Source organism: Haemophilus haemolyticus (assembly GCF_003352385.1).
GTDB classification, from domain to species: Bacteria; Pseudomonadota; Gammaproteobacteria; order Enterobacterales; family Pasteurellaceae; genus Haemophilus; species Haemophilus haemolyticus_I.
This window is the reverse complement of record NZ_CP031243.1, coordinates 586032-610639: the sequence shown is the minus strand read 5'-3', so window position 1 is coordinate 610639 and position 24608 is coordinate 586032. Positions and strand designations below refer to the sequence as shown.

Below are 24608 nucleotides of genomic sequence, written 5' to 3'. Positions count from 1 at the left end.
ATTCGCGCCTTCTTTTTTATAAGAATCCATGAAATTTTTTAAACAAATATAACAAAAAGGAATTAACTTATGATGTACAATCTACCATCCAGCCATAATTTAGCAAAACACAGCAAAAATCAGCCGCACTTTAGTGCAAAAATTTCTCTTATTTCCCTTTCTCTTTTTTCTGTTTTAAGTGCGCCTGCGTGGGCGGATACTCCCGAAACCACAGAGCAAAAATTGCAAAAAATGCAAGAAACCATTGATAAACTGAATGCTCACATTTCAAAACTAGATACATTAATTAAAGCTAATGGTTATACTCAGGGGGCTGATGCACAAAAAGTATCTGGTCATGCAGCAATGGCAATCGGTCCAAATGCTGAAGCTACAGGTAATCAAGGATTAGCAATAGGTGCTAACGCAAAAGCAAATGATGAAGATGGTGGTGATCCAGATGGAAATATGATAGCTATCGGACTTAACGCAAAAGCGACAAAAACTGATGCAATAGCGATGGGGAGAAACTCTCAGGCCATTGGTATTAATACAACCGCATTAGGTGCATACGCGGAGGCAACTGATCAGTATGGTGTTGCAGTCGGTGCAGATGCTTATTCGGTAGGAGAACGAGCAATTGCGATTGGTGTGCATACTAGTACAGATGAAATGAAGAAATTCTATGATGATCCAAATCAGCTTAGAATGTTCCTTAATTATGAGACAACCATTAAAAATAATATTACTGATGAAGCAACTCTAACATCATTATTGGATGCGAATCAGGGCGAGGCTAATTTAGCCACACTTATTCAAGATAATGCAAAATTAACACAACTTATTCCTGAAGAAGATAAACGTAACAAGTTTATTGATTTTGCCCAAAAATTTGCGAAGGCACGTAATAAACTTAATGAACAAAAAACGTTATATCCAAATAATCCAGAATTAGCTCGTTTCGGGTTAGCCAACCCATTCGGCGCAACTGGTGGACAAGCTGTTGCGATTGGTAATGAATCATTAGCTTCTGGCATATATTCTGTCGCGCTCGGTGCTGAATCAAAAGCAACTAACTATGCAAGCATCGCAACAGGATATAAGGCAAAAGCAACTGGAATGCAAGCATTAGCAAATGGTTTTGCAGCTGAGGCTGGCGGAAATTATAGTCTGGCTATTGGTACCGCAGCTAAGGTTGAGGAAAGTTCTCAAACTGAACAATCTATAGCTATTGGATATGGTGCTCAGTCAAAAGTTGGATTATCCATTGCTATTGGTGCTAAAGCTAAAAATGATTCTATTAAACACGATTCTCAATTATACTCAGCAGCTACTGCTATTGGTTATGATTCCTATACTGGTGGTGTAGGTTCTGTTGCATTAGGTAATCTTGCCAGAGCGAATATGGATTATAAAAACTATGGTGTCGCTTTAGGCACAGCATCTATTGCCAATGGAACAAGATCTGTTTCTATTGGTACTAATGCTGAAACGGTGGATGATTATAGTACTGCTGTTGGTGACCGTGCAAAAACTATAGGAATTTACTCAACTGCATTAGGTGCAACATCAGTGGCTTGGGGGCATTATTCTATTGCGATTGGCACGCAAGTTGATCAGCAGGGGCGTAATACTGCGTATGGTACACGTGGCTTTGGCAGTATGGCTATTGGTTTATATACCTATTCACACGGAATATATAGTATTGCTCAAGGGCAAGAAGCACGAGCAAATTATAATAGCTCTATCGCATTGGGCTATCAAAGTCAAGCTAATGCCGTAAAATCTATTGCTATGGGGGATAATGCTCAAACAACAGGCGTTAATTCTGTCGCACTTGGTCCAAGTGCTATGGCTACATTTGATTCGACAGTAGCTCTAGGAGATAACTCCTTAGCAAATACAAAAAGCGATGTTATTGGTTTTGATCCATTAGGCTATGCATCTACAGCATATAATGCGACTAAACCAGAAATGCTACTAAAAGATATGACTACCGTTCTATCAACTGAGAAATTAGAGGCTTATAACAACTTACGAGCAAAGATTATTGAATTAGACGAGAAGATTTTTTCGTATAATGAAATCTTAAAGGTATCAGAATATGACCGTTTATATGGCAAAACTGAAGATATTCGTAATAAGGCTTCTGAAACAACGGAAAAGATGCGTAAGAATCGTGATAATGCCATTGCAGCTAAAAAATTGGCACTAGCAGAGATTCAAGCCAACTACAATGATGCCAACACTTGGAGAAGTTCTGCCGGTGCAGTATCTGTGGGTAATTCTGATTTAGGCATCACTCGCCAAATCACAAATGTCGCTGCGGGTTCAGAAGATACTGATGCAGTGAATGTGGCACAATTAAAAGCCTTAGCTACTGCTCCAGTGTTATTTTATAACGGTGGAAGTAGTAGTGGTGCCAACTTTAATATTGGCACACAACTCGGTACACCGTTTAATTTAACAAATCTTCGTTTTTCTTTTGGCAATGGCTTAAAAGCATCGCTACAAAAGGATCAAAATAATAATCAGGTTCTATTTATGGAATTCGATAGCGATGCCATTAAAGCTAATCCTGATTTGAAAGGGCAAAATGGTAGAGACGGCAGAGATGGTAAAGATGGACAAAACGGTAGAGACGGCGTAGACGGTAGAGATGGTAATAGCCTTACACTAAATGACATCGTTAATGTTAAAGAAGTCCACACTGGCAATACAGTTATGAATACCAATGGCGTAACCATTAATACAGGCAGCAAAACTGTTTCTATTACTGAAAACGGCTTAAATAATGGCGGAAATAAAGTAGTGAATGTAGCTGCTGGTGAGATTTCTGCAATATCAAAAGAGGCGGTAAATGGCCAACAATTATATGAAACCAATCAATCTGTGGCACATAATACACGTTCAATTAATCAATTAAACAATAGAATGGATGAAGTTGATCGTCGAGGACGTCGAGGAGTTGCTATTGCGGGGGCAATGGGTTTGCTGCCTCAGCCACATACTTCAGGTAGATCATCTATAAGTACTGCCACCACGTATTATCGCGGAGAACAAGCCTTAGCAGTTGGATATTCTCGCTTGACAGATAATGGTAAACATATTGTTAAATTCAGTGGAGCATCCAATATGTCAGGTAAGAAAGATGTTATGGTTGGGGCTGCTTATGGTTATGAATGGTAATTAAGCGTTTTTTATCAGTTCAAGGGGAGAATTTTCTCCCCTTTAAAATTTCAAATAAAAGTCTTTAGTCAATTCAATAAACGTTTCAGTATATTGATTATCCTCATTATAAATCACCAATTGATCTTGCATTAAAACTTGGGGCTGTTTGGCAAAGGTAAGTAGCATTCTTTGGGGCGTTTTTCCCACTTTAGTAATGATATTCGTCTGTTTAATGCAAAAAAGTGCTGTGGATTTTATGAGCGTTTCCCCCGCATCATAAGGCAAAACAAAACTTATTCTCCCATTTTCCGATAAGCGCGTGGCAGCCCATTCTAACCAATTTAAGTGGCTTTGCTTGGTATAACGAGCCAATTCTCTTTCCTCATTTTTGCAAGCAATACCTTGTTCAAAATAAGGTGGATTTGCTACAATTAAATCAAAGGTTTGTTCAGTGGTTTGTAAAAAATGTTGTATATCCGTTTGAATAAGTTGGATGCGATTTTTCCACATTGAATCATTGATGTTTTCTTGTGCTTGTTTTGCTGTAATGGGATCCAGCTCAACTGCTTGAATTTGGCAGTTTTCTTTTGTTCGTTGTGCCAACATTAAAGCCAATAATCCAGTGCCACTGCCCATATCTAAAATATTTTTACAATGTTTTACATCAGCCCAAGCACCTAACAAAATGCCATCAGTGCCGACTTTCATTGCACAAGAATCTTGATTGATATGGAATTGTTTAAAGGTAAATCCGCTCATAAATTTTTCGTAAATTGGCCGCACTTTTAGGTGCTTTTCGGGTATAATTCGCGCCAATTTTAACAAAGAACCGCACAATAATGAATTTATCCCAATTTGAACAATTCGATCTTTCTCCTGAGCTTTTAAAGGCGCTTGAGAAAAAAGGTTATTCCCGCCCAACAGCTATTCAAATGGAAGCCATTCCTGCCGCAATGGAAGAGCGTGATGTACTAGGCTCTGCACCAACGGGAACAGGGAAAACGGCTGCTTTTTTATTACCTGCGCTACAACATTTATTGGATTATCCTCGTCGTAAACCAGGCTCACCGCGTATTTTGGTATTAACGCCAACCCGTGAATTGGCAATGCAAGTGGCTGAACAAGCGGAAGAATTAGCGCAGTTCACCCATTTAAATATTGCGACAATTACAGGCGGTGTGGCGTATCAAAATCACGGTGATGTGTTCAACACTAATCAAGATTTGGTGGTGGCAACGCCTGGTCGTTTGTTGCAATACATTAAGGAAGAAAATTTTGATTGCCGTTCCGTTGAAATACTGATTTTTGATGAAGCCGATAGAATGTTACAAATGGGATTTGGACAAGATGCGGAAAAAATTGCAGCTGAAACCCGTTGGCGAAAACAAACCCTGTTGTTTTCTGCGACATTGGAAGGGGAGTTGTTGGTCGATTTCGCGGAGCGTTTGTTGAATGATCCTGTGAAAGTAGATGCAGAACCAAGCCGTCGAGAAAGAAAAAAAATCAATCAATGGTATTATCATGCAGACAGCAATGAACACAAAATCAAATTGCTCGCGCGTTTTATTGAAACTGAAGAAGTGACCCGTGGAATTGTGTTTGTTCGTCGTCGTGAAGATGCGCGTGAGCTTTCTGAAACATTGCGTAAACGAGGCATTCGTTCCGCGTATTTAGAAGGTGAAATGGCACAAACTCAACGTAATAATGCGATTGATAAATTGAAATCAGGTATTGTGACGGTATTGGTTGCAACCGATGTGGCTGCGCGTGGTATTGATATTGACGATGTAAGCCATGTTATGAATTTTGATTTGCCGTATAGTGCGGATACTTATTTGCATCGAATTGGACGTACCGCGCGAGCAGGTAAAAAAGGCACGGCGGTCTCTTTTGTCGAAGCCCATGATTACAAGTTACTAGGTAAAATCAAACGCTATACCGAGGAAATTTTAAAGGCGCGCGTTTTAGAAGGTTTAGAACCTCGCACTAAGCCACCAAAAGATGGTGAAGTGAAATCTGTAAGCAAAAAACAAAAGGCTCGTATTAAAGAAAAACGCGAAGAAAAGAAAAAAACAGAGGCGAAGAAAAAAGTGAAATTGCGTCATAAGGATACGAAAAATATCGGAAAACGACGTAAGCCAAGTAACTCAAATATTGAACAATAATTTAACGATAAAAGAGCCTTTCCTCATATTTTGGGAAAGGCTCTTGTTTATGCTTGATTTAATCTCTGTCTAGGCAAACATTGTTCAAGCAAAAGTGCGGTAAATTTGCAATATGATTTTACAGTCTAGTTTTTTCGCCACCAAATTCATCTAATAAATTTTCGGTGAGTTTAGCCAAAATACCTGTCATCAGTACAAAATCTGCATCGAAACGATGTGCAAAATCTTCTTTCAGAATATCATCATTTTTTTCGCGTACACTATCTGCAAATTTTAAACGTTTGAGGGTGCAATCCTCGTTAAAAACGAAGGTTAAGGTATCCTCCCATTCTAAGGCTAATTTACTTACTACTTTTTTGCCATCTTGCAGAAGGGCGAGAATTTCTTCATTTTCTAAGGGTTGTTTTTTACAACGAATAATGCTGTCTTCCTGGCTGCCACGAAGCTCGGCTTCTTCTAATGCAAGTAACCAATGGGGTAAGCTATCTTGAACTATCCAATTCGTTAAAATCGTGCTGGGTTCATTAGCAAATGCTAAAGGCACGACAGGGAGCGATCCTAAGGATTTACGCAGTAATGCGAGCGCATCTTCCGCGCGTTTACTCGATGCGGCATCAACATGAACAAGATTATTTTCCGTATCAATCCATAGCGCTGTATGCTGATTTTTACTAAACGCACGAGGTAATAAATTCATCACGACATCATCTTTTAATGTCTGTTTTTCTACCTTTTTAAGTTTGCGATTTTCTTTTTGTTCGAGGCTTTCAATGCGGTCATCTAATTCACGTTTGACTACATTTGCCGGCAAGATTTTTTCTTCTTTTTTGGCGATTAATAGAATTTGTTTTCCTACAGAAAAATAGAGTAAATCAGAACCTCTTAATGGAGCAGACCAGCCAAATTTACTTTGATCTTGAGCGCCGCAAGGATGAAATTGACAATCTTCTAGTTGAGTTTGTAGTTGTGTAAGATCCCAATCTAGCGGTTTAGTCAGCCTATAAGTCATTAAATTTTTGAACCACATCGTAACACTTCCTTCAATATAGGGTAGAATGTGTTGCATTATAGCCCATAAAAGTAGGAAAAACGATGCAACACAAATTGATTGCCTTTATTGGCGGCGGCAATATGGCGCAGGCTATTATTCTTGGCTTGTTGAAACAAGGTTATCCTGCCGAGCAAATTATTGTGAATGATCCGAATGAGGAAAAAAGAGCATTTTTTGCTAATCTTGGCGTGGCAACTTCAGAAAATAATGTGGAAAGTGCAACCAAAGCGGAAGTTGTGTTGCTTGCGGTAAAACCTCAAATGATGGCTGATGTTTGTTCGCCACTAAGTGCGGTGGATTTTTCCGACAAATTGTTAATTTCCATTGCCGCCGGTATTTCAACTGAACGCTTGAACGCATTAATTCCAAGTATAAAATCGATAGTGCGCGTCATGCCAAATACGCCCGCATTGGTGGGGGAAGGTATGGCGGGGTTATTTGCACCGAAAAATACGAGTGAAAATCACCGCACTTTTGCACAAGATTTATTGGGATCTGTGGGAAGAACGGTTTGGGTGGATGATGAAAGTCAAATGCACGCAGTAACTGCCGCGTCAGGAAGTAGCCCCGCTTATTTCTTTTTAATGCTGGAAGCGATGCAGCAAGCCTTAATCAAAATGAATATTGATGAGAAAACTGCGCGTGAATTAGTGCAGCAATCTATGTTTGGTGCAGCAAAAATGGTGGCTGAAAATCCGCAAATTGCGCTTTCAACTTTACGTGAAAATGTTACCTCGAAAGGTGGTACCACTGCGGCGGCGTTAGCAGTATTTGATGCTCAACATTTTAATCAAACAATAGAGCAAGCCATGCAAGCTTGTTTGTCTCGTTCACAAGAAATGGAAACTTTATTCTGATGCAAGTTCGTCCTTTTTATTGGCTCGCACTGAGCTTTCTAGGTTACTACTGCGCTTATGGCGTATTTTTGCCGTTTTTCCCCGCATGGTTGAAATCTCAACAATATGGTGAAGAAATGATTGGTTTGGTGATCGGGAGTGCTTATATTTTCCGATTTGCGGGCGGATTATTTTTTTCATCGCTGATTAAAAAAGCCAATCATATTATTAGTTCCTTACGTCTATTGGCGTTAGCATCGGCCATTATTATGGCGGCTATGAGTTTAGTTGCTCATAATTTTTGGTTGTTGTTTATTGCTATTGGTTTGTATGCTTCTGTGAATTCAGCGGGAATGCCAATTGGGGATTCGTTGGCATCCACTTGGCAACGCCAAATCGGCTTAGATTACGGCAAAGTACGTTTGATTGGCTCTTCTGCCTTTATTCTTGGCGTAGTGGTGTTTGGTGGCATGATTGGCTGGGTCGGCGAGCAAAATATCGTGTGGATTTTAACCGCACTTTTATCTTTCTATACCATCATTCAGCTTTTAAAACCGACCATTCCCCCAAAAGATGAAATACCTGAAGATGGCGTTCAAAATGATGTTGGTTTTATTGCTTTACTGAAAAATCCGATGACATTACGAGTCATGATAGCAGTAGGGCTGATTCAAGGCTCTCATGCGGCTTATTATGTTTATAGTACAATTTATTGGAGAAGCATTGGGATCTCCGTTTCTCAAACTAGCTTACTTTGGGGCATTGGCGTATTAGCAGAAATTGTATTATTTTTCTTTTCTCGTCGCTTATTTCAAAATATTTCTATCAGTGTGCTACTGTATATTTCTGCGTTTGCCTGCGTTGGACGCTGGGCTGTAATGGGATATATTGAAGATTTTTGGTTGATATTCTTATTGCAACTTATGCACAGTTTAACCTATGCCGTTTGCCATTATGCAATTGTTCGCTATATCACCACCCAGCCGCAAAGCCATATTGCGAAGTTACAAGGTTTGTATAATGGTTTATCCAATGGTGTGCTCATTGCCATTTTCACTGCGATTGCTGGCATGATTTATCCAACTTCTCCAACGATGACATTTGTATTTATGAGTATCATCGCTTCAGCAGCATTTTTTGTGATTCCACGCAAGTTAAATGCCTTTTTGATTGTTCAGCATAAATAGGACGCATCGCTTTCCTTGTAGAAAAGTAATATGAAAAATCTTGCGCTTATTGATTTGTTTCTTAATGAATATTGGATTGAAAAAGGGCTTTCAGAAAATACCGTTCAATCTTATCGTTTGGATTTAACCGCACTTTGTGATTGGTTGGATAAAAACGACTTGTCTTTGGAAACTTTAGATGCTGTTGATTTGCAAGGTTTTCTAGGAGAACGTTTGGAGAAAGGTTACAAAGCCACGAGCACCGCGCGAATGTTAAGTGCGATGCGTAAACTTTTCCAATATTTATATCGGGAAAAATATCGAGTAGATGATCCAAGTGCGGTGCTAAGCTCGCCTAGATTACCCAGTCGCCTGCCAAAATATTTAACTGAGCAACAAGTGTCTGATTTGCTCAATACGCCAGATGTGGACGTACCTTTGGAGTTACGCGATAAAGCAATGTTAGAGTTGCTTTATGCAACTGGGCTTCGTGTAACGGAGTTAGTTTCGCTTACGATTGAAAACATGAGCGTGCAACAAGGCGTGGTGCGAGTGATTGGTAAAGGGAACAAGGAACGTATTGTACCAATGGGGGAAGAAGCTGCCTATTGGGTTCGTCAATTTATGCTTTATGGCCGTCCTGTTCTCTTAAATGGGCAGAGTTCTGATGTTGTGTTTCCAAGTCAGCGCGCACAGCAAATGACTCGTCAAACTTTCTGGTATCGTGTAAAACATTATGCCATTCTCGCGGATATTGATGCGGATGCACTTTCCCCTCACGTTCTTCGCCATGCTTTTGCCACCCATTTAGTAAATCACGGTGCGGATTTACGCGTGGTGCAAATGTTGCTAGGGCATACAGATTTATCCACAACACAGATTTATACTCACGTGGCAAAAGAGAGATTGAAACGATTGCATGAAAGATTTCATCCTAGAGGATAGAAGTCTAACAAGGCTTTACATGCTAATTGTGGTTTTCTAATTGAGTTCATTGACCAAATCAGGTAAACTACCGTCCCGTCTTTGATAGCTAGTTATCTTCGATTTTTGACCGCACTTTTGGTTGATTTTGTCTGTAAGATGATTAGCTATAATCATTTATATCCCAATACAGATTAGGTTCCCTATGGCTACAAATTATATTTTCGTCACTGGCGGTGTTGTTTCATCGTTAGGTAAAGGCATTGCGGCAGCATCATTGGCGGCAATTTTAGAAGCTCGTGGTTTAAACGTAACTATTATGAAATTAGATCCATATATTAATGTGGATCCAGGTACGATGAGCCCAACCCAACATGGGGAAGTTTTCGTCACTCAAGATGGCGCTGAAACAGATTTAGACTTAGGTCACTATGAGCGTTTTATCCGTACTAAAATGACTAAACGTAATAACTTCACCACAGGCAAAATTTATTCTGAAGTATTACGTAAAGAGCGTCGCGGCGATTATCTTGGTGCAACAATTCAAGTGATTCCACATATTACCAATGAAATTAAAGAGCGCGTTATTGCGGGGGCTCAAGGTCACGATGTTGTGATTGTTGAAGTGGGTGGTACCGTTGGTGATATTGAATCACTCCCATTCTTAGAAGCATTACGTCAATTAGCCGTTCAAGTTGGTCGTGAACATACGTTATTTATGCACTTAACTTTAGTGCCTTATATTCCAACGGCGGGTGAAGTAAAAACTAAACCAACTCAACATTCTGTAAAAGAATTGCTTTCAATTGGTATTCAACCTGATGTGTTGATTTGTCGTTCAGATCGCATGATTCCGCCAAATGAACGTGCGAAAATTGCTTTATTCTGTAATGTTCCAGAACGCGCAGTCATTTCATTAAAAGATGTAAATTCGATTTATCAAATCCCAGCATTATTAAAATCTCAAGGTTTAGATGATTTCGTCTGTGAACGTTTTCGTTTAACTTGCCCTGAAGCGGATCTGTCTGAATGGGAGCAAGTGCTTTACAAACAAGCCAATCCAGTGGGTGAAGTGACCATTGGAATGGTGGGTAAATATATTGAGTTACCAGATGCCTATAAATCTGTAAATGAAGCATTGAAACATGCAGGTTTAACGAATCGTTTAAGCGTTAACATTAAATATATTGATTCCCAAGATGTTGAAACCAAAGGTGTTGAAGTATTAAAAGGTATTGATGGCATTCTTGTTCCTGGCGGATTCGGTTATCGTGGTGTGGAAGGTAAGATTCGTACCGCACAATATGCACGTGAAAACAAAATTCCTTACTTGGGCATTTGCTTGGGTATGCAGATCGCGTTGATTGAATATGCACGTAATGTAGCGGGTTTAACTAAAGCCAACTCGTCTGAGTTTGATAAAGATTGTGAACAACCTGTGGTTGCATTAATCACGGAATGGCAAGATGCAGATGGTAATACAGAAGTGCGTACCGATGAATCTGATCTTGGCGGAACAATGCGTTTAGGCGCACAACAATGTCATTTGGTGTCAGGCAGTCGCGCTCGTGAGCTTTATGGCAAAGAAACCATTGAAGAGCGTCACCGTCATCGCTATGAAGTGAACAATACCTTGCTTCCACAAATTGAAAAAGCAGGATTGAAAGTAACGGGATTATCTGCAGATAAAAAATTGGTAGAAATTATCGAAGTGCCAAATCATCCTTGGTTTGTCGCTTGCCAATTCCATCCAGAATTTACTTCTACGCCTCGTGATGGTCATCCGTTGTTTGCAGGCTTTGTAAAAGCAGCTTATGAAAATCATAAACAATCTGTGAAGTAATGGATTAAATTAGAGTAAAAAGAGCGGTGAGAAATGACAAATTTTTTCACCGCTCTTTTATTTTGTAAAAATAGATAAAGATCAAAGCATACGCATTTTTTACAAGACAAAATCTCAAAATAGCTTTATCATATTGCCTGTTTTAGGCTCGCCTAACCCGTTTTAATTAACTTAATTGAGGAAAATAAAAATGGCAAAAATCGTTAAAGTGATTGGTCGCGAAATCATCGACTCACGCGGTAATCCAACTGTTGAAGCTGAAGTTCATCTTGAAGGTGGTTTTGTTGGTTTAGCCGCAGCTCCATCTGGTGCATCAACTGGTTCTCGTGAAGCATTAGAATTACGCGATGGTGACAAATCTCGTTTCTTAGGTAAAGGCGTATTAAAAGCTGTTTCCGCAGTAAACGGCCCAATTGCTGAAGCAATTCTTGGTAAAGATGCGTCTAACCAAGCTGAAATCGACCAAATCATGATCGATTTAGACGGAACCGAAAACAAATCTAACTTTGGTGCAAATGCAATCTTAGCAGTATCTTTAGCAAACGCAAAAGCAGCGGCTGCATCTAAAGGTTTACCACTTTACGCTTACATCGCTGAACTTAACGGCACACCAGGCGTTTACTCTATGCCATTACCAATGATGAACATCATCAACGGTGGTGAACACGCAGACAACAACGTTGATATCCAAGAATTCATGATTCAACCGGTGGGTGCGAAAACATTACGTGAAGCACTTCGTATCGGTGCTGAAGTATTCCATAACCTTGCTAAAGTATTAAAATCTAAAGGCATGAGTACTGCAGTTGGTGACGAAGGTGGTTTCGCACCTAACCTAGCCTCTAACGCTGACGCTTTAGCATGTATCAAAGAAGCAGTAGAAAAAGCAGGTTACGTATTAGGTAAAGATGTAACTTTAGCGATGGACTGCGCATCTTCTGAGTTCTATAACAAAGAAACTGGCAAATATGAAATGAAAGGCGAAGGCCGTTCATTCACTTCTCAAGAATTCACACACTATCTTGAAGAATTAACCAAACAATACCCAATCGTGTCTATCGAAGACGGTCAAGACGAATCTGACTGGGAAGGTTTTGCATACCAAACTAAAGTGTTAGGCGACCGCGTTCAATTAGTGGGCGACGACTTATTCGTAACTAACACCAAAATCTTAAAAGAAGGTATCGAAAAAGGTATCGCAAACTCTATCTTAATCAAATTCAACCAAATCGGTTCTTTAACTGAAACTTTAGCCGCAATCAAAATGGCTAAAGATGCAGGTTACACCGCAGTTATCTCTCACCGTTCAGGTGAAACCGAAGATGCGACTATCGCTGATTTAGCGGTGGGTACAGCAGCAGGTCAAATCAAAACTGGTTCTATGAGCCGTTCTGACCGTATTGCAAAATACAACCAATTAATCCGTATCGAAGAAGCATTAGAACGCGCAGGTACTCCAGCAGCATTCCCAGGCTTAAAAGCGGTTAAAGGACAAGCGTAATTCACGCTGAATTTACTGTAAAATCTCACCGCACTTTGTATAAAAGTGCGGTGTTTTTATATCTAATATTTAAAGGAAAGGGAATGTTACATTTAACTTTAGAGGACGAACTCTTTTTAGGAACGCCAAAGCAAGTAGGAACGCATTCTACAGTATTTGAGCATTTTGCTGTAATGTTTGAAGATGACGGCGAAACAGGCTATTTTTATGCACTTGATATGCGTCAAAATGCTCAACCGATAGTTGATATGTTGCACGTGTATAATGTTGATTCAACCTCTAATCATCATGAGGCTCGTAAACTTGAAATTTGTTGGGATGAGAGTGGTTATTTAGCCTTGTTGCTTATTAATGGCTATCCTCATGCTGTATTTGATTTTGCCCGTTTAGTCGGCTATAACAGCAATAAATATCCACAACCAGATTTAATGAGCATGTGGACTCGTGAAGAAATTACTAATAAACAGGCCGAGCAATGGCTAGGTGTTAAAACCATTCGATAAAAATTGAGAACAATGAAAAAGAAAAATCAGATTTTAGTTAGTTTATCTATTGTGGCCTTATTAGGAGGCTGTTCAGAAGAACAAGTACAACGCGATGTATATCAGTCTTTAGACGATTGTTTAGCGGATTGGAAAAAAATTGAGCTTTGTGAGGCAGATAAAAATACCGAGAGTACTCAAAAAACTGAAACTACACCACAGCAGGGGCTTGGTTTAAATATTCGTGATAACGGTAATGCAGAAAGTGCGGTAAAAAATCCAGCTGAAAATAGTGCACAAGCTAATCAAAGCGAGAATAATGCGGAATCAACTGCAAAAGCTGAAAGTACCGATCCTTCTTTAGGGGCTGCGATTGCTGGTGGCGTTATGGGGTATATGGCAGCTCGTGCAATTAGTAGCTTCCTTGGCCCAAGCTATCACCCTGGAAATCGAGCTGTCACCACGCCAACAGGACAAGTTGTGCAACCTCAAACGAATCGTTCTGTTGGAAAACCAATGCTTGTGAAAGGAAATGCAGGAAGCATGAATAGCAAACCTGTATCTCGTGGTGGTTTTAGTAGCCCAAATAATACTAATCGTAGCAGTGGGGGCTAAATGAAACGTGTAACAGGGTTTCCTACTCGACCAGATATGGTGCAACAGCTACTTAATGTTGGATTTGATTATTATAACTTGCCTTCCAGTGATGGATCTCATTATTGGTCTGATAATGTCGCCTATGAATTTACCTTAGCGGAAATTGATCGCATTGAGGATACAACTAATGAATTGCATTCAATGTGTTTAAATTTTGCGGCGGATGAAATTAAAAAAGGCGATTATGAAAATTATCGTTTTACGGAGTTGCAAAAACAGCTTATTGAAAGCTCTTGGCGTAATCAAGATCCTTATTTGTATGGACGCTTTGATTTTGGCTATGATGGCGACAACCTAAAAATGTTTGAATATAACGCCGATACGCCAACATCTTTGTTGGAGGCGGCGGTTGTTCAATGGCAGTGGTTGGAGCAAATTGAGGGCTTGAAACATCGTGATCAATTTAATTGGATTCATGAAGAATTAATAAAACATTTCCAATTTTTGAAACAACAAAGTGGCAAAACAGATTTCCATTTGAGTGCTATGCAAGATGCTGGCCGTGAAGATTGGGGCAATGTGGATTATTTAGCTGATGTGGCTTATAACGCAGGTTGGAATATTCATCAATTAGCGGTGGAAGATATTGGCTATAACAGTGAAACAAAAAAATTTGTAGATTTAAATGATCAACCTATTGAAATGTTATTTAAATTGTATCCGCTGGAATGGCTAAGCCACGCTGAGTTTGCTCGCCATATTACAACGGCTGAAACACGATTTATTGAACCAGCGTGGAAAATGCTATTAAGTAATAAAGCACTATTGGCAAAACTTTGGGCGCGTTATCCTAATCATCCGAATTTATTGCCTGCTTATTTTACGCCTTTCGAACTACCAAAAGATTTATCGATGTGGGTGAAAAAACCATTGTTAGGTCGAGAAGGTGCCAATGTCTTCTATTATGAGAAAAACAATGGCGTAGAATTTGCAGCGAAAGGAAGCGAACACTCTACGTTTTATGGTAATTCAGGTTATGTTTATCAACAAAAATTTGAATTACCGAGTTTTGATGGAATGTATCCAATTATCGGCTCTTGGGTTGTGGGTGATGTGGCTTGCGGTATGGGATTACGCGAAGATTTTACGGCAGTGACGGGGAATGATAGTCATTTTATACCTCATTATTTTGTGCCTTAATGTGTCCTGAGTATTACTAAAATAACCAGAAAACTAACCGCACTTTTGTCTTTTTTGATAAAAGTGCGGTTTATTTTTTGTGGATTTTATCTAACCTGAAATGTGTATAGCGTATTTTCTTTAACAAATCTTGTAAAAAATCAAATTTTGTTGAAATAAATAGTAGTTTTCTTTGCAATACTAGGGGAGGAGAGTAAAATGGTGGCGGTTGTAGAAGTATTTGAAGTTGTAAACCTATTAGAAGTATTAAATTTTCATTCACTTTTTCAATATTTGGAGTTTGATTATGGCATCAGAAAATCAAAAACTGTCTTCTGTTGCGCTCACACCTGTTGAAGCAACGGATTATGCAGAAAATACAGCGACTTATAAAGCAAATAAACGTCCATTTTTATCGTTTATGTCCGGTATTAGTGCCGGTGCTTGTATTGCGTTAGCCTTTGTATTTTACACGACAACACAAACTGCTAGTGCAGGTGCACCTTGGGGATTAACTAAGTTAGTCGGTGGATTAGTCTTCTCCTTGGGCGTAATTATGGTGGTGATTTTAGGATCTGAATTATTCACCTCTTCTACTTTAACCTTAGTTGCCCGCGTAGGCGGAAAAATAACGACAACCCAAATGATTCGAAACTGGATCGTAGTATATTTGGGCAACTTCGTTGGCGGTTTATTTATTGCAGCTGTTATTTGGTTTGGGGGACAAACCATGGCAGCAAATGGTCAATGGGGTTTAACAATTCTTGCAACTGCCCAACATAAAATTCATCACACTTGGTTTGAAGCGTTTAACCTAGGTATTTTATGTAACATTATGGTGTGTGTGGCGGTTTGGATGTCTTATTCCGGTAAGACTGTTACAGACAAAGCATTTATTATGATTATGCCGATTGGTTTATTTGTGGCATCAGGTTTTGAACACTGTGTGGCTAATATGTTTATGATTCCGATGGGAATTATTACCGCACATTTTAGTACTCCTGAATTTTGGCAACAAATCGGCGTTGATCCGATGAAATACGCAGATTTAGATTTGTATCATTTCATTGTGAAGAATTTAATCCCTGTAACGTTGGGAAATATTGTCGGCGGGGCAATTTGTATTGGTGTATTCCAACGTTATTTAACCAAAACTCATTAAAGATTTACTTATTTATTAATTAACAAAGGAAATGACTATGTCAGAACTTAATGAAGCGCAAAAATTGGCGTGGGCTGGTTTTGCTGGTGGCGATTGGCAAGACAATGTCAATGTACGTGACTTTATCCAAAAAAACTATACCCCGTATGAAGGCGATGACTCTTTCTTAGTAGGTCCAACTGAAGCAACCACTAAGCTTTGGGAATCTGTGATGGAAGGAATTAAAATTGAAAACCGTACTCACGCACCATTAGATTTTGATGAACATACGCCATCTACCATTATCTCTCACGCACCAGGTTACATTAACAAAGACTTAGAAAAAATCGTTGGTCTTCAAACTGATGAACCTTTAAAACGTGCCATTATGCCATTCGGTGGTATCAAAATGGTGGAAGGCTCATGCAAAATTTACGGTCGTGAATTAGATCCTGAAGTGAAAAAAATCTTCACTGAATATCGTAAAACCCACAACCAAGGTGTATTCGATGTTTATACGCCAGATATTTTACGTTGCCGTAAATCTGGCGTATTAACTGGTCTTCCAGATGCTTATGGTCGCGGCCGTATTATCGGTGACTACCGTCGTGTAGCACTTTACGGTGTAGATTTCTTAATGAAAGATAAATACGCACAATTCTCTTCTTTACAAAAAGATTTAGAAGATGGCGTAAATCTTGAAGCAACAATTCGTTTACGTGAAGAAATCGCAGAACAACACCGTGCATTAGGCCAATTAAAACAAATGGCTGCAAGCTATGGTTATGATATTTCTAACCCTGCAACTAATGCTCAAGAAGCAATTCAATGGATGTATTTTGCTTATCTAGCTGCAATCAAATCACAAAATGGTGCTGCTATGTCATTCGGTCGTACAGCAACCTTTATTGATGTGTACATCGAACGTGATTTAAAAGCTGGAAAAATTACTGAAACTGAAGCGCAAGAATTAGTTGACCACTTAGTAATGAAACTCCGTATGGTTCGTTTCTTACGTACGCCTGAATACGATCAATTATTCTCTGGCGACCCAATGTGGGCAACTGAAACCATCGCAGGTATGGGGTTAGACGGTCGTACATTAGTAACCAAAAATACATTCCGTATTTTACATACCCTTTACAACATGGGTACCTCTCCAGAACCAAACTTAACGATTCTTTGGTCTGAACAATTACCTGAAAACTTCAAACGTTTCTGTGCAAAAGTATCGATTGATACCTCATCAGTTCAATACGAAAACGATGATTTAATGCGTCCAGACTTCAACAATGATGACTACGCAATCGCATGTTGTGTATCACCAATGGTTGTTGGTAAACAAATGCAATTCTTCGGTGCGCGTGCAAACTTAGCGAAAACATTGTTATACGCAATCAACGGCGGTATCGATGAAAAATTAGGTATGCAAGTAGGTCCGAAAACTGCACCAATCACTGATGAAGTGTTAGATTTCGACACTGTAATGACTCGTATGGACAGCTTTATGGATTGGTTAGCAAAACAATATGTGACAGCCTTAAACATCATCCACTACATGCACGATAAATATTCATACGAAGCAGCATTAATGGCATTACATGATCGTGATGTATACCGTACCATGGCTTGTGGTATCGCAGGTCTTTCTGTTGCGGCTGACTCACTTTCAGCAATTAAATATGCGAAAGTTAAACCAGTTCGTGGCGACATCAAAGATAAAGATGGCAATGTTGTAGCAAGCAACGTAGCAATCGACTTCGAAATCGAAGGCGAATATCCACAATATGGTAACAACGACAACCGTGTTGATGACATCGCTTGTGACTTAGTTGAACGTTTCATGAAGAAAATTCAAAAACTTAAAACTTACCGCAATGCAGTGCCTACACAATCTGTATTAACCATTACTTCTAACGTGGTTTATGGTAAGAAAACTGGTAACACCCCTGATGGTCGTCGTGCTGGTGCACCATTCGGACCAGGTGCGAACCCAATGCACGGTCGTGACCAAAAAGGTGCGGTAGCATCATTAACTTCTGTAGCTAAACTACCGTTTGCTTATGCGAAAGATGGTATTTCTTATACCTTCTCAATCGTACCAAATGCGTTAGGTAAAGATGCAGAAGCACAACGTCGCAACCTTGCTGGCTTAATGGATGGTTACTTCCACCACGAAGCAACGGTTGAAGGTGGCCAACACTTAAATGTGAACGTGTTAAACCGTGAAATGTTGTTAGATGCAATGGAAAATCCGGATAAATATCCACAATTGACTATCCGTGTATCTGGCTACGCAGTACGTTTCAACTCTTTAACTAAAGAGCAACAACAAGACGTAATTACTAGAACTTTCACAGAGTCAATGTAAAAACATTTTTATTTTTGACCGCACTTTGGCGGGAACATAATGTGTATGAGCCTGATTTCAATCAGGCTCATTTTTTATAGACTAAATATTTGGTAAAATTTAGCTATATCTAATTTTAGGAAATTTATGTATGTCAGTTCTTGGAAGAATTCACTCTTTTGAATCCTGTGGCACTGTAGATGGGCCAGGTATTCGTTTTATTTTATTTATGCAAGGCTGCTTGATGCGCTGCAAATATTGCCACAATCGTGATACTTGGGACCTTGAAGGGGGTAAAGAAATCAGTGTCGAAGATTTAATGAAAGAAGTCGTGACTTATCGCCATTTTATGAATGCTACAGGCGGTGGCGTTACGGCATCTGGCGGTGAGGCTGTGCTACAAGCTGAGTTCGTGCGTGATTGGTTCCGTGCTTGTAAAGCGGAAGGGATTAATACTTGCTTAGATACAAATGGTTTTGTGCGTCATTATGATCATATTATTGATGAATTATTAGATGTAACAGATCTTGTTTTACTCGATTTAAAAGAACTTAATGATCAAGTTCATCAAAATCTTATTGGGGTGCCAAATAAACGTACCCTTGAATTTGCAAAATATTTGCAAAAACGTCATCAACGTACATGGATTCGTTATGTTGTGGTTCCTGGTTATACTGATAGCGATCACGATGTACATTTATTAGGTCAATTTATTGAAGGTATGACCAATATTGAAAAAGTTGAACTTCTTCCTTATCATCGATTAGGTGCGCATAAATGGAAAACCCTTGGGTTAGATTATGAGCTTGAAGATGTATTACCGCCAACCAAAGAATCGTTAGAGCACATTAAAACAATCCTAGAAGGTTATGGGCACACTGTAAAATTCTAGAATAAATGTCAGCTAACATAAGGAGTAAATAATGAAAAAAATTATTTTAACATTATCACTTGGGGTACTTACCGCCTGTTCTGCTCAAACTCAAAAGGCTGAACAAAATGATGTGAAACTGACACCGCCGACCGATGTGCGAAGCGGATATATACGTTTGGTGAAGAATGTGAATTATTACATCGATAGTGAATCGATCTGGGTGGATAACCAAGAGCCGCAAATTGTACATTTTGATGCAGTAGTGAATTTAGATAAGGGATTGTATGTTTATCCTGAGCCTAAACGTTATGCACGTTCTGTTCGTCAGTACAAGATTTTGAATTGTGCAAATTATCATTTAACTCAAGTGCGAACTGATTTCTATGATGAGTTTTGGGGACAGGGTTTGCGTGCTGCGCCTAAAAAGCAAAAGAAACATACATTAAGTTTAACACCTGATACAACGCTTTATAATGCTGCTCAGATTATTTGTGTGAATTATGGCAGAGCACAACCTTCAGATAAAAAATAACAAAATCTAGCGAATAAAAAAATACGGTGAAATTTCACCGTATTTTTTTAATTAAATATTCTTCTTTGTTTTCGTGTTTTGACTACTTGCACTATTAATAATAAAGCAAGAATTATCACATATACTGCAAAAATAAATACTAGCCATTGCACCATCGTCACACCGAATAATGACCATTGACTTTCATTACAAGAGCCAGTCGGGCTAAACATAAATGGAAACCATTGGTGAAACGGTAAAGTTTCAGGAAAGTTTGGAATAAATTCACATTGTTTCCAAGGGGCTGGATTCATTTGTAAATCAAGATGACGGAATGAAACCAATAATCCCTTAATGCCACTGAATAAGCCTAATGCCAAAGCGATTAATCGAATGATTAAAGTGCGAGGTTGAAGTAAACCTATAATGCCCGCAATAAATAACCCAATTATTGCTAAACGTTCATACACGCAAAGTACACAAGGTTGTAATCCCATTCCATATTGGAAGTAAAGTGCGGTAGATTCTAGTGTTAAACTTGAAAATGCCAGCAGAAACCATGCAGAACGTTTTTCAGAAAATTGTTTTAAAAGTGCGAGCATTTTTTCTCCTTAAATTGGAAAAATTAAACCTAAGTTTGCTAGCCAAATAGTAGCAGCTGGTAAGATAAATTCAATAGCCAGTAATCCAATGATCGAAAGTACAATCGTGTAAGGTAAAGCCATATAAACCATTCTTCCGTAAGAAAGACGAATTAATGGTGCTAGCGATGAAGTCAATAAGAACAAGAATGCGGCTTGTCCGTTTGGTGTCGCTACTGATGGTAAGTTTGTCCCTGTATTGATTGCAACAGAGAGCAATTCAAATTGGTGCGGTGCAATTACGCCATTCGTTAACGCCGCTTTCGCTTCATTGATATAAACCGTTGCGACGAATACGTTATCAGAGATAGAAGAAAGCAAGCCGTTAAATACGTAGAATAAGGCAAGCTGTGTATTTTCTTCTGAAGAAAGAACGAAGTGAATGATTGGCGCAAAAAGTTTTTGATCGATAATTACGGCAACCACTGAGAAGAATACCACGAGCAATGCAGTGAAAGGTAAGGATTCTTGGAATGATTTACCGATAGTGTGTTCATCAGTCACACCAGTGAATGCAGTTGCAAAAATAATGATACTTAAACCAATCAAGCCCACTGCCGCAAGATGGAACGCCAATCCAAGAATTAACCAAATCGCGATTAATGCTTGCACACCTAATTTAATTTTGTCTTGTTTAGACATTTTCTCTGAATTAGTGCGGTCTAAATCCGACAAGATTTTCCATACATCTTCAGGTAATTTTTCACCATAACCGAATAATTTGAATTTTTCTACTAAGAAACAAGTCAGTAGTCCGCAGATAAATACTGGAACCGTAACTGGTGCCATGCGGAAGAAAAATTCGATAAAGTTCCATTTTGCTTGTTCTGCAATGATTAAGTTTTGTGGTTCACCCACCATTGTCATTACGCCACCAAGTGCGGTTCCGACGCCAGCATGCATCATCAAGCTACGTAAGAATGAACGGAATTTTTCTAAGGTCTCGTGGTGTTGTGTTGTAATTTTTCCATCATCGGCAATATCAACGGCATCAATTAAATTATTGCCTGATGCGACTTTGTGGTAAACGCCATAGAATCCCATTGCTACGCTGATAATTACGGCAACAACCGTTAATGCATCAAGGAAGGCTGATAGGAAGGCTGCGCTAAAACAGAAAGCTAAAGAAAGCGCAATTTTTGAACGAATCTTGACAAGTAATTTCGTGAATACGTAAAGAAGCAGTTGTTTCATGAAGAAAATACCTGCCACCATAAACATCAGTAACAGGATTACTTCAAAGTTTGCCATAATTTCCGTTTTTACGTGCCCTACATTTGTCATCCCAATAATAATTGCTTCAATCGCTAGTAAGCCACCTGGTTGCAAAGGATAGCATTTTAATGCCATTGCTAGCGTAAAAATAAATTCTGCAACGAGTAACCAACCCGCAATAAAAGGGCTGACTAAAAAGAAAATAATAGGATTAATAATAAGAAAAACCACAATGGCGAGCTTATACCATTCTGGACTTGCCCCAAGAAAGTTTTTCATAAAAGCTTGTGTGTTTGTCATAGAGAACTCCATTATTTTTATCACGTGAACATTGTAATATATCCCCCTTTAAAGGATAATAAAAACTGAGTAATTTTTTTATAAAATTGCGTTTTTTTTGATTTTTATCTGATTTTTAATTGTAATGCAAAACGATAACGATATTTTAAAAGCCCAAAGTCCAGCAGCCTTAGCAGAAGAATATATTGTCAAAAGCATTTGGCAAGATGTTTTTCCCGCAGGCAGTAATTTACCATCAGAACGTGATTTAGCCGATAAGATCGGAGTGACTCGCACCACTTTGCGTGAAGTTTTACAACGTTTAGCGCGTGATGGTTGGCTGACTATTCAGCACGGCAAACCAACAAAAGTAAATAATATCTGGGATACGGCAGGGCCGAATATTATTGAAACACTAATCGGTTTAGATATGCAGTCAGCGCCTTTGATTATTGACAATATGTTGTCTTTACGCAGTAAAATGTCTGAATCTTATATTTATGAGGCAGTAAAAAATTCTCCTCAACAATCTGCCGCACTTTTTGCTGAATTAGATCAATTACAAAATACGGCGCAAGATTACACAGAATTTGATTACAAATTATTTCGTCAATTTACCGTAGTGGCTAATAAGCCCTTTTATCGTTTAATTTTTAATAGTTTGAAAGGGGTTTACCAACGAATTGGTTTTTTATTTTTTAAAGAAGAAAAACACCGAGAACTTACAAAAACATTCTATTTAGAAATGCAACAAATTTGCCTTGCCGGAAATGCGGATGCGGTGGTGGATTGTATTCGTAAACACAATTTACGTTCTTCAACTTATTGGAAAGCTATTCTAGAGCGATTGCCGCAGAATCTTTCGGATTAATTTCAACATCAAAAGTGCGGTGAATTTTAACCGCACTTTTTCATTAATATAGATAAACATTATGCGCATACCAAGAATTTATCATCCTGAATCCCTTGAAAATCAAACTCAATGTCAGCTTTCCGAAGACGCGGCAAACCATGTAGGGCGCGTGTTAAGAATGACAGAAGGTGAGCAAATTGAACTCTTTGATGGTTCTAATCATATTTATCCAGCCAAAATTATTGAGTCGAATAAAAAAGCGGTAAAGGTGGCGATTTTTGAGCGTGAGCTTGCGGATAAAGAATCCAATTTAAAAATTCATTTGGGGCAAGTGATTTCTCGCGGAGAGCGAATGGAATTTACCATTCAAAAATCGGTGGAATTGGGTGTGAATGTGATTACACCATTATGGTCTGAACGCTGTGGCGTAAAGCTTGATGGCGAACGCATGGATAAAAAAATCCAACAATGGCAAAAAATTGCGATTGCTGCTTGTGAACAGTGTGGCCGTAATATTGTGCCGGAGATTCGTCCACTGATGAAATTACAAGATTGGTGTGCAGAAAATGACGGAGCGCTAAAATTGAATTTGCATCCACGCGCGCAATATTCGATTAAAACGTTACCGAATATTCCCGTTGAAGGTGTTCGCTTATTAATTGGCTCAGAAGGTGGATTATCTGCACAAGAAATTGCACAAACTGAACAGCAAGGATTTACTGAAATTTTATTAGGAAAGCGTGTTCTGCGTACTGAAACTGCATCGCTTGCGGCGATTAGTGCACTACAAATTTGTTTTGGAGATTTAGGTGAATGATGGAGTTACAAGGAAAATTTTTGATCGCGATGCCACACTTAGACGATTATTTTAATCGTACTGTGGTGTTTATGTGTGAGCATAATGAGCAAGGTTCGATGGGATTAGTGATTAATCAGCCTACAGATTTAAGCATTGCGGAACTTTATTCAAAACTCAATTTTATGATGAAAAATGACCGCACTTTTAGCAATGAAATGGTGGTAGCCGGTGGTCCTATGCATAGCGAAAGAGGTTTTATTCTACATAAGAATACACCTAATGAATTCCAGCATACTTATAAAATTACGGATGATCTTTCAATGACAACCTCTGCTGATGTAATAGAGACGCTAGGTTCTGAACTTGCGCCAGAAAAATATCTTATCGCTCTTGGGTGCTCTAGCTGGGAGGCTGGGCAGTTGGAAAAAGAAATCACTGATAATGCTTGGTTAGTCGCTACTGCGAACGATCAGATTTTATTTGATATGCCTTATGATGAGCGCTATGTTGCGGCGAATCAATTGCTTGGTATTCACCCACATAATTTTGTGTTTGCACAAGTGGGGCATAGCTAATGGGAATTACTGCACTTGCTTTTGATTTTGGTACCAAAAGTATTGGCTGTGCTGTAGGACAAAGTATTACTGGAACCGCACAAGCCTTGCCTGCTTTTAAGGCGCAAGATGGTATCCCAAACTGGGATGCAATCGAAAAATGCTTGAAAGAATGGAAACCAGATGTTGTCGTAGTTGGTTTGCCTTTAAATATGGATGGAACAGAGCAAGATCTCACTTTGCGTGCTCGTAAATTTGCAAATCGTTTACAAGGTCGTTTTGGTGTTAATGTTCAGCTACAAGATGAACGTTTAACAACAACAGAGGCACGCAGTGAAATTTTTGACAGAGGCGGTTTTCGTGCCTTAAAAAAAGGCAAAGTAGATGGGATCTCTGCTTGTTTGATTCTAGAAAGTTGGTTTGAGGTCGAGGAATATTCCGAATAAAAAAAGCCCTTTCAAAAGCTGAAAGGGCAAAAATATTTGGAGTCATACTAT

General features: G+C 39.0%; 22 protein-coding genes. 18 read left to right on the top strand and 4 right to left on the bottom strand.

Annotated features, from left to right (window positions below; genetic code table 11):
* Nucleotides 1-69 precede the first annotated feature (69 nt).
* Nucleotides 70-3168 carry a YadA-like family protein gene (locus DV428_RS03180; protein ID WP_114908657.1) on the top strand — a complete coding sequence of 1033 codons (3099 nt, stop codon included), beginning with the start codon at nt 70-72 and terminating at the stop codon, nt 3166-3168.
* A gap of 42 nt (nt 3169-3210) precedes the next feature.
* Here the strand turns inward: DV428_RS03180 and DV428_RS03175 are convergent, their stop codons facing one another.
* Complete coding sequence (locus tag DV428_RS03175; RefSeq protein ID WP_162790766.1) at nt 3211-3909, bottom strand: tRNA1(Val) (adenine(37)-N6)-methyltransferase; 699 nt, start codon at nt 3907-3909, stop codon at nt 3211-3213.
* Nucleotides 3910-3989: 80 nt separating this feature from the next.
* Between DV428_RS03175 and srmB the strand changes: the two genes are divergently transcribed.
* Nucleotides 3990-5315 (top strand): ATP-dependent RNA helicase SrmB, encoded by a 1326-nt coding sequence (gene srmB, locus DV428_RS03170; protein ID WP_114908655.1) that lies wholly within the window; start codon nt 3990-3992, stop codon nt 5313-5315.
* Between the two features lie 118 nt (nt 5316-5433).
* On the opposite strand, the gene rdgC is transcribed toward srmB, so the two are convergent.
* Nucleotides 5434-6342: a recombination-associated protein RdgC gene (rdgC, locus tag DV428_RS03165; RefSeq protein WP_114908654.1), complete on the bottom strand. Its 909-nt coding sequence runs from the start codon at nt 6340-6342 to the stop codon at nt 5434-5436.
* A 65-nt stretch (nt 6343-6407) separates the two neighbouring features.
* Here rdgC and proC point away from each other — a divergent pair, with 65 nt between their 5' ends.
* The 12 genes from proC (at nt 6408) to DV428_RS03105 (ending at nt 19791) form a co-directional block, all read left to right on the top strand.
* Nucleotides 6408-7223 carry a pyrroline-5-carboxylate reductase gene (gene proC / locus DV428_RS03160; protein WP_114908653.1) on the top strand — a complete coding sequence of 272 codons (816 nt, stop codon included), beginning with the start codon at nt 6408-6410 and terminating at the stop codon, nt 7221-7223.
* Entirely contained in the window at nt 7223-8389 is a 1167-nt protein-coding gene (locus DV428_RS03155) for a 3-phenylpropionate MFS transporter (RefSeq protein WP_114908652.1), read from the top strand. Before proC ends, DV428_RS03155 begins: the two co-directional genes overlap by 1 nt.
* A 30-nt stretch (nt 8390-8419) precedes the next feature.
* Nucleotides 8420-9313, top strand: a complete 894-nt coding sequence (gene xerD, locus DV428_RS03150; RefSeq protein ID WP_114908651.1) for a site-specific tyrosine recombinase XerD — start codon at nt 8420-8422, stop codon at nt 9311-9313.
* 184 nt (nt 9314-9497) lie between these two features.
* The gene (gene pyrG / locus DV428_RS03145; protein ID WP_114908650.1) at nt 9498-11135 is read left to right on the top strand and encodes a glutamine hydrolyzing CTP synthase; all 1638 of its coding nucleotides are present in this window, start codon (nt 9498-9500) and stop codon (nt 11133-11135) included.
* 190 nt (nt 11136-11325) lie between these two features.
* Nucleotides 11326-12636 carry a phosphopyruvate hydratase gene (gene eno / locus DV428_RS03140; RefSeq protein ID WP_114908649.1) on the top strand — a complete coding sequence of 437 codons (1311 nt, stop codon included), beginning with the start codon at nt 11326-11328 and terminating at the stop codon, nt 12634-12636.
* A gap of 83 nt (nt 12637-12719) precedes the next feature.
* Nucleotides 12720-13139, top strand: coding sequence for a DUF2251 domain-containing protein (locus DV428_RS03135; RefSeq protein ID WP_005636440.1), 420 nt, complete (start codon nt 12720-12722; stop codon nt 13137-13139).
* A 12-nt stretch (nt 13140-13151) separates the two neighbouring features.
* Nucleotides 13152-13733, top strand: a complete 582-nt coding sequence (locus DV428_RS03130; RefSeq protein ID WP_053465237.1) for a DUF1190 domain-containing protein — start codon at nt 13152-13154, stop codon at nt 13731-13733.
* Nucleotides 13734-14915 (top strand): glutathionylspermidine synthase family protein, encoded by a 1182-nt coding sequence (locus DV428_RS03125; protein WP_114908648.1) that lies wholly within the window; start codon nt 13734-13736, stop codon nt 14913-14915.
* Nucleotides 14916-15201: 286 nt separating this feature from the next.
* Nucleotides 15202-16056: a formate transporter FocA gene (gene focA, locus DV428_RS03120; RefSeq protein WP_053465239.1), complete on the top strand. Its 855-nt coding sequence runs from the start codon at nt 15202-15204 to the stop codon at nt 16054-16056.
* A gap of 37 nt (nt 16057-16093) precedes the next feature.
* Nucleotides 16094-18406 carry a formate C-acetyltransferase gene (pflB, locus tag DV428_RS03115; RefSeq protein WP_162790765.1) on the top strand — a complete coding sequence of 771 codons (2313 nt, stop codon included), beginning with the start codon at nt 16094-16096 and terminating at the stop codon, nt 18404-18406.
* Nucleotides 18407-18536: 130 nt separating this feature from the next.
* The gene (pflA, locus tag DV428_RS03110) at nt 18537-19277 is read left to right on the top strand and encodes a pyruvate formate lyase 1-activating protein (RefSeq protein WP_005647113.1); all 741 of its coding nucleotides are present in this window, start codon (nt 18537-18539) and stop codon (nt 19275-19277) included.
* Nucleotides 19278-19308: 31 nt separating this feature from the next.
* Complete coding sequence (locus DV428_RS03105; protein WP_114908646.1) at nt 19309-19791, top strand: surface-adhesin E family protein; 483 nt, start codon at nt 19309-19311, stop codon at nt 19789-19791.
* A 47-nt stretch (nt 19792-19838) separates the two neighbouring features.
* Here DV428_RS03105 and dsbB read toward each other — a convergent pair whose 3' ends face one another.
* Complete coding sequence (dsbB, locus tag DV428_RS03100; RefSeq protein ID WP_114908645.1) at nt 19839-20372, bottom strand: disulfide bond formation protein DsbB; 534 nt, start codon at nt 20370-20372, stop codon at nt 19839-19841.
* 9 nt (nt 20373-20381) lie between these two features.
* A complete protein-coding gene (nhaB, locus tag DV428_RS03095; RefSeq protein WP_114908644.1) occupies nt 20382-21926 on the bottom strand; it encodes a Na(+)/H(+) antiporter NhaB in 1545 nt (514 codons plus the stop codon).
* A 124-nt stretch (nt 21927-22050) separates the two neighbouring features.
* Between nhaB and fadR the strand changes: the two genes are divergently transcribed.
* From fadR to ruvX, 4 genes are all read left to right on the top strand, one after another.
* Nucleotides 22051-22776 carry a fatty acid metabolism transcriptional regulator FadR gene (gene fadR / locus DV428_RS03090; protein WP_114908643.1) on the top strand — a complete coding sequence of 242 codons (726 nt, stop codon included), beginning with the start codon at nt 22051-22053 and terminating at the stop codon, nt 22774-22776.
* 61 nt (nt 22777-22837) lie between these two features.
* Nucleotides 22838-23575 carry a 16S rRNA (uracil(1498)-N(3))-methyltransferase gene (gene rsmE / locus DV428_RS03085; protein ID WP_114908642.1) on the top strand — a complete coding sequence of 246 codons (738 nt, stop codon included), beginning with the start codon at nt 22838-22840 and terminating at the stop codon, nt 23573-23575.
* Nucleotides 23572-24132 (top strand): YqgE/AlgH family protein, encoded by a 561-nt coding sequence (locus tag DV428_RS03080; RefSeq protein WP_005627726.1) that lies wholly within the window; start codon nt 23572-23574, stop codon nt 24130-24132. The genes rsmE and DV428_RS03080 overlap by 4 nt, the downstream gene beginning before the upstream one ends.
* Nucleotides 24132-24557: a Holliday junction resolvase RuvX gene (ruvX, locus tag DV428_RS03075; RefSeq protein WP_114908641.1), complete on the top strand. Its 426-nt coding sequence runs from the start codon at nt 24132-24134 to the stop codon at nt 24555-24557. Before DV428_RS03080 ends, ruvX begins: the two co-directional genes overlap by 1 nt.
* Nucleotides 24558-24608 lie beyond the last annotated feature (51 nt).

What these genes read in the sequence shown, in the direction of transcription:
- DV428_RS03180 (WP_114908657.1), top strand. Translation starts at nt 70, where the DNA reads ATGATGTACAATCTACCATCCAGCCATAATTTAGCAAAACACAGCAAA.
- DV428_RS03175 (WP_162790766.1), bottom strand. Translation starts at nt 3,909, where the DNA reads ATGAGCGGATTTACCTTTAAACAATTCCATATCAATCAAGATTCTTGT.
- srmB (WP_114908655.1), top strand. Translation starts at nt 3,990, where the DNA reads ATGAATTTATCCCAATTTGAACAATTCGATCTTTCTCCTGAGCTTTTA.
- rdgC (WP_114908654.1), bottom strand. Translation starts at nt 6,342, where the DNA reads ATGTGGTTCAAAAATTTAATGACTTATAGGCTGACTAAACCGCTAGAT.
- proC (WP_114908653.1), top strand. Translation starts at nt 6,408, where the DNA reads ATGCAACACAAATTGATTGCCTTTATTGGCGGCGGCAATATGGCGCAG.
- DV428_RS03155 (WP_114908652.1), top strand. Translation starts at nt 7,223, where the DNA reads ATGCAAGTTCGTCCTTTTTATTGGCTCGCACTGAGCTTTCTAGGTTAC.
- xerD (WP_114908651.1), top strand. Translation starts at nt 8,420, where the DNA reads ATGAAAAATCTTGCGCTTATTGATTTGTTTCTTAATGAATATTGGATT.
- pyrG (WP_114908650.1), top strand. Translation starts at nt 9,498, where the DNA reads ATGGCTACAAATTATATTTTCGTCACTGGCGGTGTTGTTTCATCGTTA.
- eno (WP_114908649.1), top strand. Translation starts at nt 11,326, where the DNA reads ATGGCAAAAATCGTTAAAGTGATTGGTCGCGAAATCATCGACTCACGC.
- DV428_RS03135 (WP_005636440.1), top strand. Translation starts at nt 12,720, where the DNA reads ATGTTACATTTAACTTTAGAGGACGAACTCTTTTTAGGAACGCCAAAG.
- DV428_RS03130 (WP_053465237.1), top strand. Translation starts at nt 13,152, where the DNA reads ATGAAAAAGAAAAATCAGATTTTAGTTAGTTTATCTATTGTGGCCTTA.
- DV428_RS03125 (WP_114908648.1), top strand. Translation starts at nt 13,734, where the DNA reads ATGAAACGTGTAACAGGGTTTCCTACTCGACCAGATATGGTGCAACAG.
- focA (WP_053465239.1), top strand. Translation starts at nt 15,202, where the DNA reads ATGGCATCAGAAAATCAAAAACTGTCTTCTGTTGCGCTCACACCTGTT.
- pflB (WP_162790765.1), top strand. Translation starts at nt 16,094, where the DNA reads ATGTCAGAACTTAATGAAGCGCAAAAATTGGCGTGGGCTGGTTTTGCT.
- pflA (WP_005647113.1), top strand. Translation starts at nt 18,537, where the DNA reads ATGTCAGTTCTTGGAAGAATTCACTCTTTTGAATCCTGTGGCACTGTA.
- DV428_RS03105 (WP_114908646.1), top strand. Translation starts at nt 19,309, where the DNA reads ATGAAAAAAATTATTTTAACATTATCACTTGGGGTACTTACCGCCTGT.
- dsbB (WP_114908645.1), bottom strand. Translation starts at nt 20,372, where the DNA reads ATGCTCGCACTTTTAAAACAATTTTCTGAAAAACGTTCTGCATGGTTT.
- nhaB (WP_114908644.1), bottom strand. Translation starts at nt 21,926, where the DNA reads ATGACAAACACACAAGCTTTTATGAAAAACTTTCTTGGGGCAAGTCCA.
- fadR (WP_114908643.1), top strand. Translation starts at nt 22,051, where the DNA reads ATGCAAAACGATAACGATATTTTAAAAGCCCAAAGTCCAGCAGCCTTA.
- rsmE (WP_114908642.1), top strand. Translation starts at nt 22,838, where the DNA reads ATGCGCATACCAAGAATTTATCATCCTGAATCCCTTGAAAATCAAACT.
- DV428_RS03080 (WP_005627726.1), top strand. Translation starts at nt 23,572, where the DNA reads ATGATGGAGTTACAAGGAAAATTTTTGATCGCGATGCCACACTTAGAC.
- ruvX (WP_114908641.1), top strand. Translation starts at nt 24,132, where the DNA reads ATGGGAATTACTGCACTTGCTTTTGATTTTGGTACCAAAAGTATTGGC.